The organism is Sphingobium sp. B2D3C (genome assembly GCF_025961835.1).
Lineage (GTDB): Bacteria > Pseudomonadota > Alphaproteobacteria > Sphingomonadales > Sphingomonadaceae > Sphingobium.
This window is the reverse complement of sequence record NZ_JAOQOK010000001.1, coordinates 1612863-1624680: the sequence shown is the minus strand read 5'-3', so window position 1 is coordinate 1624680 and position 11818 is coordinate 1612863. Positions and strand designations below refer to the sequence as shown.

Sequence of the window (11818 nt, the reverse complement as noted above, 5' to 3'; positions counted from 1 at the left end):
CAAGCGCCTGCATATAGGGGGGCTCTGTGACAGAACAAGAATTGCTCGATCCGCTTCGTGCGCCGAGCCGCGAAGGCGTGTTGCGCGCGGCGGACAAGATCGCGGCGCTGCTGCCGCCAACGCCGCTTTTGCCTCTCGAGGTCCAGGCGCGGACGATCTGGTGCAAGGCGGACATGCTCCAGCCCATCGGCGCCTTCAAGATCCGGGGCGCATGGCATCGGCTGAGCGATCTGACGGCGCAGCAGCGTGCGCGCGGGGTGGTCGGCGTTTCCAGCGGCAATCACGCGCAGGGCGTGGCTTGGGCCGCCCGGCGGCTCGGCATCGCCGCGACCATCGTGATGCCGAGCAATGCGCCCCGCGCCAAGCTGGCGGCGACCCGGGCGCTGGGCGCCAAGGTCCATCTCTATGATCGCGCGAGCGAGGATCGCGACAGCATCGCTGCCGATCTGGTCGCGAAGAGCGGCGCGACCCTCGTTCATGCCTATGGCGATCCGTGGATCATCGAGGGGCAGGGCACGCTCGGGATTGAGGGGGCAGCGCAAATGCAGGCCCAACTCGGGCGCGGACCCGACCGCATCGTTGTCTGTTGCGGGGGCGGGGGTCTCTCTGCCGGTCTCGCGCTGGCCTGTCCGGATGCGGAGCTCTATCTGGCCGAGCCGGAGGGCTATGACGATCTGCTTCGCTCGCTGGCGGCCGGCAGCATCCAGTCGGTGGACGACCTGGCCTTCCCCACCGATTGCGACGCGCTCCAGACGCCGCGCACCTTCCCGATTAATTTCGCGGTATTGCAGGGCCGGGCCAGCGGTGGCGCCGCCGTGACGCCGATGGAGGTCGCGCAGGCCATGCGGCTGGTTTTCGAGAAGCTCCATCTGGTCGTCGAGCCCGGCGGCGCTGCGGCGCTGGCTGCCGTGCTCGCGGGCAAGGTGCCGGTGACCGATGCGACGCTCGTTACCCTCTCGGGCGGCAATGTCGACCGGGAGACGTTCACCCGCCTGCTGGAGCTCGCCGGCCGGGCGGGCTGAGGCTCACAGCAGCGAATCCACCAGCCGGGCGATGTTCTCGGCGAGCCGCCGGGTGCGCGAGCGGGCGCGCCATGCTGTCGGGGTCAGCGTGGTGGAGGCCGCCAGATAGCCTTCATGAATTGTCAGCACATGCGCAATCGAGGCGGCGTCGTAGATCAGCAGGCTGGCCTCCTGATTGAGCTGGAACGAGCGCAGGTCGACATTGCTCGATCCCACCACGGCCAGCCGGTCATCGATGCTGAGCGTCTTGGCGTGGAGCAGTTCGTTGGGGAACAGGTGGATCGAGACGCCGGCGTCCAGCAGCTCCTGATAGAAGGAGCTTTGCGAGAGGCGAACGAGCGGCTGATCCGCCACGCGCGAGAGAATGAGGTCGACCTTGACCCCGCGCGCCACCGCTGCGCCCATGGCGCCGAGCACGTCCTCGCCCGGCACGAAATAAGGGCTGACCATGACGACGTGCTGGCGCGCCTGATGCAATTGCCAGACCAGCAGCGTCTCGAACCCGGCCAGCGGATAGTCCGCGCCGCTCGGCAGCAATTGCAGGCATGCGGTCCCGGCGGTGTCCGTCGGGGCAGGGGAGGCGCCGGGCGGATCGCCAGACTCCAGCGACCAGTCGGCACGCACCAGCGCCGCCATGCTGGCGACCACCGGCCCCGTCACCCGCGCGACCAGTTCGCGATTGACCACGCCGGGTCGGAAATCGCGCGCGACGATGTTCTGGGAGCCGGCATAGCCGATCCTGTCGTCGATCACGAAGAGCTTGCGATGATTGCGCATATCGCGCCGGGTTCGGGCCCGGATCAAGCGCAACGGCAGCGTTTCGCACACCCGCACCCCCTTGGCGCGCAAAAGCGCCTGCGTCCCGCGCCGCCATGGGCGCGAGCCGACCGGATCGAACAGCACCCGCACGTCCAGACCGCGCTGGACGGCCCGGCCGAGCGCGGCGGCCACGCGCTGGCCCACGGCATCGTCGGCGAAGATGTAGACGAGCAGGTGGACGGACTGTTCGGCGGCATCGATATCCGCGACGAGCCGGTCCACCACCGCATCATAAGCGTCGATCAGCGTGATGGCATTGCCGTCGGTGGCGGGCATATGCCCCAAAGTGCGTGCGAGCGCCGCGATGGGCTCCGCATCGCCAAGCGCGGGCTGATGCCGCTGCTGCGCTTGCGCGGTCGCGGCGAAGAAGGGCTGCAAGGCGCCGAACCGCTCGCGCCGCCACGCCGGGAAGCGCGGACTGCCGATGGCGAGAAACAAGAGCAGGCCGGGCACCGGCAGGAAGAAGATCAGCAGCAGCCACGCCCGCGCCGCCGCAGGTGTCCGCCGCAGGGGCACGACCGCGAGCGCGCCGATGCGGATGATCCATTCCAGCGCGTACCAGATCTGATCGAGATGGGGCGATGACCCTGCCATGCCCGATCCTAGCCTGCGTGCTCCGCCAGAGCCAAGACCATTGCACGCAGCCTCGTCACCAATCTGCCATCGTGCGGTCACGGGCCTGACATGCACGCCGCCTAGCGGGGCGTCAGTGGACCATCAGGGAGCCGTTCATGCCGCATGTCATCGATCGCGCCGTCATCCACCATGAGGCGACCACGCGCGAGGGCCTTCTCGAACGCGCCTTCGCCTTCGCGTTTCGGGGCCTGGTCTATGCGCAGATCTGGGAAGACCCAGTGGTGGACATGGAGGCGCTGGCGATCACGCCGGAGAGCCATGTCGTGACCATCGCCAGCGGCGGCTGCAATGTGCTCTCCTACCTGACCGCCGATCCGGCCCGCATCACGGCGGTCGATCTCAACACGGCGCATATAGCGCTCAATCGGCTGAAGCAGGTCGCGGCGCAGCAATTGCCCGATTATGCGAGCTTTCGCCGCTTCTTTGCCGAGGCCGACAGCGCGGAGAATCTTCGGGCCTATAAGGCCTATATCCGCCCGCATCTGGACGAGACGGCGCGCCGCTATTGGGAAGGGCGCGATCTGGTCGGGCGGCGCCGCATCGGCATGTTCCGCTCCGGTGCTTACAAGCGCGGGCTGCTCGGCGGCTTCATCGGCGCGGCGCATCTGGTGGCGCGGCTGTACCGCATTGATCCGCGCGAACTGCTGGCCGCCCGGGACATGGATGAGCAGCGCCGCATCTTCGAGGCGCGACTGGCGCCGATCTTCGAGCGCAAATTCATCCGCTGGCTGACCGATCAGCCCGCCTCGCTCTTCGGCCTCGGCATCCCGCCCGCGCAATATGATGCGCTTGCCGGCGATGAGAAAATGGCGGCGGTGCTGCGCAAGCGCCTCGAACGCCTCGCCTGCGATTATGATCTCAAGGCCAATTATTTCGCCTGGCAGGCCTTCGGGCGCGGCTATGGCCGCCATGCGGATGCGCCGCTGCCGCCCTATCTCCAGCAGGATCATTATGCGGCGGTGACGGCGCGCGCCGACCGGGTCGATATCCGTCACGCCAGTATGACTGACTGGCTCGCCCAGCAGCCGGATGCCAGCGTGGATCGTTATGTGCTGCTGGATGCGCAGGACTGGATGAACGACGCGCAGTTGATTGCGCTCTGGTACGAGATCACCCGCACAGCCCGCCCCGGCGCTCGCGTGCTCTTCCGCACGGCGGCCGAGCCAAGCCTGCTGCCGGGGCGCGTGCCCGATCCGCTTCTGGAGCGCTGGCATTATCATGGCGAGGACTCGCTGCGCTTCACCCGCGCCGACCGCTCGTCCATTTATGGCGGCGTGCATCTCTACAGTTTGAAGGGCTAGGCGGTGTCGCACATGGACCGCATCGGCGCGGCGAGCGACCGCCATGCCGGCGCGATGGATGCGCAATATGCGCTGCAGCGGCATGTCTACGACATCACCCGCAAATATTATCTGCTGGGGCGGGATCGGCTCATCCGCGATCTGGCCGTGCCCGCTGGCGGATCGGTGCTGGAGATCGGGGTCGGTACCGGGCGCAATCTCGCGCTGGTCGCCCGGCATTATCCGCAGGCGCGGCTCTTCGGGCTCGATATTTCTGCGGAGATGCTCAAATCGGCGCAGCGCAATATCGCCCGTGCAGGCGCGCACTCGCGCACCCTGCTTGAGCGCGCCGATGCCGTCCGGTTCGATCCGCAGGCTTTGTTCGGCGAGCCGGGCTTTGACCGGGTCTATATCAGCTACAGCCTCTCGATGATCCCGCAATGGGAGGCCGCGCTGGCGCAGGCGCTCTCGGTCGTCGAACCGGGCGGGTCGCTCAATATCGTCGATTTCGGCCAACAGGAGCGCTTGCCCGGCTGGTTCCGTGCGGCCTTGCAGGGCTGGCTCGGGCGCTTTCACGTCACGCCGCGCGAGCCGCTCTTCGCCGTGGCCCACGGCCTTACCGCGACCTATGGCGCGGACCTGTCCTGCCGTGCCCTGTATCGCGGCTATGCGTGGAGCCTGACGATCCGGCGGTGAGCGCAGTCGATTTCGGCTGCGTCCTGGGCGTGCCTGCCTTATGCTGGCGGTCATGGATTTTCATGACCTGATGCTGCGCTATTTCGGCAAGACCGAACTGGAAGAGTTGCCCCCCGAGGCGATGGGCGCCGGAATTGAGCGGATGCGCGTCGATTTCGGGCTGGAGAAGGACGCCGGCCGGCGCTTCGGCCTGTGGGCGCTGTTGCACATGCTCGGTGGCGCACCGGACCTGGACGTCGCGTTCGAGGACCCCGCCGAGCGCGAGGCGGCGCGCAATTTCATGGATATGGCCGCGCGGCTCACTGACGCCGACGAAACGGGCTGATGAATTAGCCGAAGCGGCGAAGAGCAGAGAGGAAGGCCTCGCCATAGGCCTCCAGCTTGCGCTCGCCGACGCCGCTGACCAGCGCCATGTCCCGCAGCGACTTCGGGCGGATCGCGGCCATGTCGCGCAAGGTGCTGTCATGGAAGATGACATAAGGCGGCACCCCGGCCTCCTGGGCCAGCGTACGGCGGCACTCGCGTAGAGCCTCGAAGATCGGGTCGTTGACAGGGTTCTCCCCCTTGTCGCGACCACGGCGGCGCTCCTTCTTCGGCTGGATCACCAGCTCGACGCGCTCCTCGCCCTTGAGATAACCACGCGCCGCCGGGCCAAGCGCCAGTCCGCCATGGTCGGTGGTGGTCAGCGCATCATGCACTTGCAGGGCGCGGGCGACGGGTTTGATGAGCGCGGCCTCGTCGCCCTCGATAATGCCAAACACCGACAGGCGATCATGCCCGCGCTGGGAAATCCGGTCATTACCCCGCCCGGTCAGCACGGCTTCCAGGTGACCGAGGCCAAAGCTCTGGCCGGTGCGGTGGACAGCCGAGAGCAGCTTTTGCGCCGTCAGCGTCGCATCGATGCTGGCGGGGGGCGAGAGGCAATTGTCGCAATTGCCGCAGGTGGGCGGCGGGTTCTCGCCGAAATGGCGCAGCAGCACCGCGCGGCGGCACCGCGCGGTCTCCACCAGTGCACCCAGGGCGGCAATGCGCGCGCGCTCGCCAGACTGGCGCTCTGGCTCCACCTCGCTGATCCGCTGGCGCGCCCGCGTGAAATCCTCCGCGCCCCACAGCAATGTCGCCGTCGCGGGATCGCCATCGCGGCCGGCACGTCCGCTCTCCTGATAATAGCTCTCGATGGACTTGGGCAGGCCGGCATGGACGACGAAGCGCACGTCCGGCTTGTCGATGCCCATGCCGAAGGCGACGGTAGCGACCATCACCATCTCCTCGCTGGCGAGGAACGCGGCCTGATTGGCGGCGCGCAGCTCGGCGGGCAGCCCCGCATGATAAGCCAGCACCGGGCGCCCCTTGGCACCCAACGCCTCGGCAAGCTGCTCGGTCGCGGCGCGGGTTGGTGCATAGATAATGCCGGGACCGGGATTGGCCGCCAGAATATCGGTGAGCTGACGACGCAGGCCATCGCGCGGCTGCACGAGGTAACGGATATTGGGCCGGTCGAACCCGGAGATGATCAGCCCCTCAGCCGGAATGCCGAGCTGGGTGAGAATATCCTCGCGGGTGTGGGCATCGGCGGTCGCGGTGAGCGCGAGCCGGGGGACATCGGGAAAGGCGTCGAGCAGCGGACGCAGCAGGCGGTAATCGGGACGAAAATCATGGCCCCATTCCGAGACGCAATGCGCCTCATCGATCGCGAAGAGGCTGAGGCGAGACCGCTCCAGCAGCGCGCGGAAACCGTCTCCCGAGGCGCGCTCTGGCGCTACGTAGAGCAGGTCCAGCTCGCCGGCGACCAGCCTGTCCTGCGTCTCGCGCCAGTCAGCGTCCACCGAGGTGAGGCTCGCCGCGCGAATGCCGAGCGCTCGCGCCGCACGCAACTGGTCGTGCATCAGCGCGATCAGCGGCGAGACGACAACGCAACAGCCCGGCAGGGCAAGCGCGGGCAATTGATAGCAGAGCGATTTTCCGGCGCCGGTCGGCATGATCGCCAGCGTCGGGCGGCCCGCCAGCACCCGGTCCACCACTTGCGCCTGCACGCCCCGAAAGGCCTCGAAGCCAAAAACGCTTCGGAGCAGGGCGGCGGGATCGGCAAGCATCGGGCGGCTATAGGGTGGGGAGGGGTGAGGGGGAAGGGCAGAATGGATCTGCGGACCGTTCATGATCGGTCAGGCAGGAGAACAGGCCGTTCCTGCTGACGAAAAACCGCAAAACGGTCGCATCTCCTTCACTTATGTTTCCTCTGCACCCTTGCGGCTCAGCGCATATTCCACATGGTTCTCTGCCTCGTGAACGCCAATCGCCCAGCCATTGGATTGCGCCAAGGCCGGCACATCGATTTTCGCCACCGGATCATCGGCCAGCAGCAATACGGAATCATGGTCGCGCATCGCGCGAGCGGCGCGCAGGACGGGCCACGGGCATTTCAGTCCGCGGGCGTCGATGCGCGCCGGATCACTTCTTTTTGTCAAATGGGTTCCGTGCGCTACGCAGGTTTAGCCGGATTGGCACGCCCGAAAAGTCGAGCGCCTTGCGGATGCCATTCACGAGATAGCGGCTGTAGCTTTCCGGCACCTCATCAAGACGCGACCCGAACACCACAAACGTCGGCGGCCGGCTGCGCGCCTGGGTGATGTAGCGCATCTTGATCCGCTTGCCTCCGGGCGCCGGCGGCGGATTGGCTTCCAGCGCCTCATCGAACCAGCGGTTAAGCAGGCTCGTTGGCACGCGCTGCGACCAGCGGCGGCGGGTATCGAATGCCGCTTGTAGCAGATCGTCAATGCCCTTGCCGGTGGCGCCGGAGACAGTGAGCAGCGGCACGCCGCGCACCTGCGCAAGCCCGTCTTCCAGCGCCTTGCGGACGCCCTGATACAGCGACGAGCCATTCTCGGCCACGTCCCACTTATTGAGCGCGATCACGAGCGCACGGCCCTCGCTCAGCACCTTGTCGGCAATGCGCAGATCCTGCGCCTCAAGGCCGAGGGTGGCATCGAGCATCAGCACCACGACTTCCGCAAAATCGACGGCATGAAGCGCATCGGCGACGGAGAGCTTTTCCAGCTTTTCCTGCACCTTGGCGCGCTTGCGCATCCCGGCGGTGTCGATCAGTCGCACCGCACGCGCCACGCCATCGGGTGCGTGCCAGGTCCAGTCCACGGCGATGCTGTCGCGCGTGATGCCGGCTTCCGGCCCGGTAATCAGCCGCTCTTCGCCCAATATGCGGTTGATGAGCGTGGACTTGCCGGCATTGGGCCGCCCCACGATGGCGAGCTTGAGCGGCGCGCTGTCGTCCAGCTCGTCCTCGTCCCCCCCATCATCCTCGCCGCCCTCGACGGGTAGGTCCGGCTCGTCCGCCTCGACATGCGGGCGGATCGCCTGGAACAGGTCGGCAAGACCTTGCCCATGCTCGGCGGAAAAGGCCACCGGCTCATCAAAACCGAGCGAAAAGGCTTCCATGATGCCAGGGTCGGCAGCGCGGCCTTCGGCCTTGTTGGCGAGGAGCACCACCGGGGTATTCCCGGCGCGCAGCCAGCGGGCGATGTGCTCGTCGAGCGGTGTGATGCCCGCGCGCGCGTCGATCATGAACAGGGCGACGGAGGCGCCCTGAACTGCCATTTCGGTCTGCGCGCGCATCCGGCCCGGCAGGGTCTGCGCGTCGTCTTCCTCGAAACCGGCGGTATCCACGATGCGGAACTTGAGGCCGAGCAGTTCGGCATCGCCCTCGCGCCGGTCGCGGGTGACGCCGGGTTGGTCATCGACCAGCGCGAGCTTCTTCCCCACCAGCCGGTTGAACAGCGTGGACTTGCCCACATTCGGGCGGCCGACGATGGCGACGACCGGAAGGCTTCCGGGCGGCGTGTCGCGGTCTGGGCGTTGCCTTTTTGCCATCAGCGGAACGCGAGGATGCGTCCCTCGTCCGTCAGCACGTAAAGCATGTTGTCCGCGACGATGGGCGGCAGGGTGAGGCCCTGCTTGAGGTCGCGCTCCTGCAGCACCTTGCCGCTCGTCGGATCGACGAACGCCATCGCACCTTCGGTGGAGACGAGGATGAGCTTGCCGCCCGCGAGGATCGGGCCGCGCCAACGGATTGGGCCGGTCTTCTTCTTCGGCTTGCGCCAGGCCGGCAGATCGCTGATCCACCGGATCTTGCCGGTGGCGCGGGTGATGGCGAGCAGCTTGGACTTGTCGGTCACCACGAACACCCAGTCGCTCACCACCAGCGGTGTCGCGATGCCACCGATGTTCAGCTCCCACAGGCGTTGCCCGCTCACCAGTTCATAGGCGGCCATGCGGCCGCCTTCGCCGATGGCGAACACCTGGCCCCGGTCGACCACCGGATCGGCATCGATATCGGTCAGCATGGCGACCGAGGTGGAGATGCTGGTGCGGCTGAGCGCATCGCCCCACAAGGCGCGGCCGTTTTCATAGCGATAGGCCGTCAGTTCGCCCGAGCTATAGCCAGCGATCACCGAACCCTGCGCCGCCGCCGGAGCGCCGACGCCGAACACGCCCGTCGCTTCCAGCGTGCCGCTGTCCGTCCACACGACCGCGCCGTCTGCCTGCGAGAGCGCGAAGAGCTGGTTGTCCTGGCTCATCACATAGGCATTGCCGTTGGAGAGCGTGGGCGCACCGCGGAGCGGGCCGCCTGGCTGCACTTTCCAGATCTCGGCGCCGTCGGCAACATTCAGCGCCGCAACGGAGCCGGCGCCGGACGTGGCGAACAAACGGTCGCCCTCGACACTGACGCCGCCACCGAACTGCACCTGCGAAGGCTGGTTGGGCGAGCGAATGCTCTTCGACCAGAGCCGCGCGCCTGTCTTGGCGTCGAAGGCGGAGACGGTCGCATCGGTGTCGATCACGAACAGCTTGCCGTCTGCGACGACCGGCGCTGCGGCCAGCCGGCTGCGCGAGCCGCCACCGGTCACCGATGCCGACCAGGCCTGCTGAATCGTGTCGCCGAGCGCGACATGGCCAATGGCCTTGGCCGCGTTGCCGCCCGATTGCGCCCATGCCGCGTTCACGACCGGGGGTGGCAATGTGACCGGCAGCGACGCAACGGCATCGTCCACGGCCAGCACATTGTTGCTGCCGAGGATGGAGGTGCGGTCGCCATGCACGGGGGTCTTGGGGCCGCTCTTCCCGCCGCATCCTGTCAGGAGCAGCAGGGCCGCAGGAATGCCGATCCAGGCGGCGCGATATGATGTGGGATTACGCATCCTCGTGGGTTTCTCTTTCAATGGAATCAGGAGGCAGGCGTGTCAGCGCTCGGCCCGGCTTGCCGGGGCGTCGTCGCCGATCCAAGCATGCTGGCCATCTGTCCGGCGCGCAGCTTGATGGATTCAGGCACAAGCGGATCGTTGGCCATCTCGTTGAAGATCTTGCCCGCCTGATCGCGCTGGCCGGCCTTGAGGTGGGCGATGGCGGTGAGTTCGCCGGCGCTGCCGAACCAGCTATTGCCCGGCACGGCCAGCGGCTTGAGCGCGGCGATCACGTCCTGCGGTTTCATGCTGTCAAAGGCGAGGGCGGTGCGGCGCATCAGCGCGGCGTCCTTGGTCGCGGCGGGCGCCTGTGCATCGGCGAGAATGGCATCATAAGCCGCAAGGGCGGTCTTGGCGTCGTTGCGCCCCCCGGCCAGTGCGGCCCTGAGCATTTCCGCCTGCGCGCGGTAGCCCGGGCCTCCTTCGGCCATGATCTGCTTGTACACGCCGTCATCCAGCGTGGCCCGCTGGGCCGCGCTCATCAGCCGGGCGAACTGCTCGCCATTGGCCTCGGCCTTCTGGGTCTGGTGGTGCTGCCAGTAGAGCCAGCCGCCAAAGGCAGCGAGGCCGAGCACGACGACAGCGATGACCAGACGGCCGTAATTTTTCCAGAAGGACAGCAGATCGTCCTGCCGCACGGCATCGTCGATCTCGCGGAGTAGGGCCTCGTTCTGATGTGGCGTCAGGGCCAAGTCTCTATCTCCAGTCGGCTGAAAAAACGCAGGGGCGCATGAAGGGATTTTATGGCCGCGGACCTTAGCGGCGGATGAACTCCGCGCAAATCACTTTTTGGCGCCATAAAGCTGGGCCTCGCCCGGGAAGCTGCGCGCGCGCACCTCCTGCGCATATTGGGCCGCCGCATCGCTGATCGTCCCGGCAAGATCGGCATAGCGCTTCACAAAACGCGGCGTGCGCTCGAACATGCCGAGGAGGTCTTCGGTCACCAGCACCTGCCCGTCGCAGGCTGCCGAGGCGCCGATGCCGATCGTGGGGCAGGGCACGTCTCCCGTGATCTCGATAGCCAGTTCCTCGATCACGCCCTCGATCACCATCGCAAAGCAGCCGGCTGCAGCAACCGCGCGAGCATCATTGCGGATTTTGGCGGCTTCGGCGGCATCGCGGCCGCGCGGTCCATAGCCGCCGAGCGCATTCACCGCCTGCGGCGTAAGCCCGACATGGGCGCAGACCGGGATGCCCCGCTCGCTCAGAAAGGCGATGGTCGGTGCCATAGCCTCGCCGCCTTCCAGCTTCACGCCGGCAGCGCCGGTTTCCTTCATCAGCCGCGCGGCACTTGCGAAGGCCTGCTCAGGGGAGGCCTCATAGCTCCCGAACGGCATGTCGATGATGACGGCGCTGTGATAGCTGCCGCGCACGACCGCAGCGCCATGGGCGGCCATCATCTCGAGCGTGACGGGCACGGAGGACGGCAGGCCGTAGATCACCTGCCCGAGCGAGTCGCCCACCAGCAGCAGGTCGCAATGGGGATCGAGCAACTGCGCCTGCCGCGCCGTGTAGGCGGTCAGCATCACGATTGGCGAGTCGGTCACCCCATCGACTTTGCGCGCGCGGATGGCGGGAATCGTCAGCCGACGCATCGGCGCCGGCGTGGGGTTCGCCCGGCTGGTCGCCGTATCGAGGGTGTAAGTGGCGGACATGGGCGCGCTTTAGCGCAACCGCGGCGGTTCGCCTAGGCTGCGCGGGCCAAACCCACAAATATGCTCGCCTCAGAGGAGGGGCTGGGGGTGGTGGCGATGCGCCAGCATCGCAAACTTAGCAAGTGGCCGGGCGGGCGCGACACCACCCCAACCCCTCCTCCGAAGAGGAGGGGCTAAATCTGCTCGACTTCAACGACGTTTGAATTGAGGCCGCGCGCTGTCCGCAAACGCTCACTTCTTATCGACAGCACCTTGGGCCGCATCGCCCACATCCTGCGCTGCATCGCCGACTTGCTGCGCCGCCGTGGACACGGCGTCGTTCTTGTTATCCTGGCTCTGCAGCAGGAAGTAGCCGCCCACCGCGAGGATCAGCAGTGCCACGATCGCAATGATCGCGGTTGCGCTGCCGCCGCTCGAGCGCTCGACGATTACCGTTTTGGGTTCTTCGGCCATGTCAT

At 67.0% G+C, this 11818-nt stretch carries 12 protein-coding genes; 4 read left to right on the top strand and 8 right to left on the bottom strand.

All coding sequences use genetic code 11. The features are described from left to right. Positions 1–26: 26 nt before the first annotated feature. A complete protein-coding gene (locus M2339_RS07545) occupies positions 27–1022 on the top strand; it encodes a threonine/serine dehydratase (RefSeq protein WP_264587029.1) in 996 nt (331 codons plus the stop codon). Between the two features lie 3 nt (positions 1023–1025). On the opposite strand, the gene cls is transcribed toward M2339_RS07545, so the two are convergent. Then, the gene (gene cls, locus M2339_RS07540; RefSeq protein WP_264587030.1) at positions 1026–2435 is read right to left on the bottom strand and encodes a cardiolipin synthase; all 1410 of its coding nucleotides are present in this window, start codon (positions 2433–2435) and stop codon (positions 1026–1028) included. Between the two features lie 137 nt (positions 2436–2572). Between cls and M2339_RS07535 the strand changes: the two genes are divergently transcribed. The 3 genes from M2339_RS07535 to M2339_RS07525 are packed head-to-tail and all read left to right on the top strand — an operon-like array spanning position 2573 to position 4778. Next, complete coding sequence (locus M2339_RS07535) at positions 2573–3778, top strand: DUF3419 family protein (protein WP_264606279.1); 1206 nt, start codon at positions 2573–2575, stop codon at positions 3776–3778. Positions 3779–3790: 12 nt separating this feature from the next. Further along, positions 3791–4453, top strand: a complete 663-nt coding sequence (locus M2339_RS07530; RefSeq protein WP_413714767.1) for a class I SAM-dependent methyltransferase — start codon at positions 3791–3793, stop codon at positions 4451–4453. Positions 4454–4505: 52 nt separating this feature from the next. Then, the gene (locus tag M2339_RS07525; RefSeq protein ID WP_264588338.1) at positions 4506–4778 is read left to right on the top strand and encodes a hypothetical protein; all 273 of its coding nucleotides are present in this window, start codon (positions 4506–4508) and stop codon (positions 4776–4778) included. 4 nt (positions 4779–4782) lie between these two features. On the opposite strand, the gene recQ is transcribed toward M2339_RS07525, so the two are convergent. From recQ to M2339_RS07490, 7 genes are all read right to left on the bottom strand, one after another. Then, positions 4783–6546 carry a DNA helicase RecQ gene (recQ, locus tag M2339_RS07520; RefSeq protein WP_264587032.1) on the bottom strand — a complete coding sequence of 588 codons (1764 nt, stop codon included), beginning with the start codon at positions 6544–6546 and terminating at the stop codon, positions 4783–4785. A 132-nt stretch (positions 6547–6678) separates the two neighbouring features. Further along, positions 6679–6918: a sulfurtransferase TusA family protein gene (locus M2339_RS07515; RefSeq protein WP_264587033.1), complete on the bottom strand. Its 240-nt coding sequence runs from the start codon at positions 6916–6918 to the stop codon at positions 6679–6681. Then, a complete protein-coding gene (der, locus tag M2339_RS07510; RefSeq protein ID WP_264587034.1) occupies positions 6902–8335 on the bottom strand; it encodes a ribosome biogenesis GTPase Der in 1434 nt (477 codons plus the stop codon). The genes M2339_RS07515 and der overlap by 17 nt, the downstream gene beginning before the upstream one ends. Further along, positions 8335–9663 carry a PQQ-binding-like beta-propeller repeat protein gene (locus M2339_RS07505; protein WP_264587035.1) on the bottom strand — a complete coding sequence of 443 codons (1329 nt, stop codon included), beginning with the start codon at positions 9661–9663 and terminating at the stop codon, positions 8335–8337. Before M2339_RS07505 ends, der begins: the two co-directional genes overlap by 1 nt. Positions 9664–9689: 26 nt before the next feature. Beyond that, positions 9690–10397: a tetratricopeptide repeat protein gene (locus tag M2339_RS07500; protein WP_264587036.1), complete on the bottom strand. Its 708-nt coding sequence runs from the start codon at positions 10395–10397 to the stop codon at positions 9690–9692. 90 nt (positions 10398–10487) lie between these two features. After that, positions 10488–11360 carry a 3-methyl-2-oxobutanoate hydroxymethyltransferase gene (gene panB / locus M2339_RS07495; RefSeq protein ID WP_264587037.1) on the bottom strand — a complete coding sequence of 291 codons (873 nt, stop codon included), beginning with the start codon at positions 11358–11360 and terminating at the stop codon, positions 10488–10490. A gap of 231 nt (positions 11361–11591) precedes the next feature. Continuing rightward, a complete protein-coding gene (locus tag M2339_RS07490; protein WP_264572605.1) occupies positions 11592–11813 on the bottom strand; it encodes a hypothetical protein in 222 nt (73 codons plus the stop codon). Positions 11814–11818 lie beyond the last annotated feature (5 nt).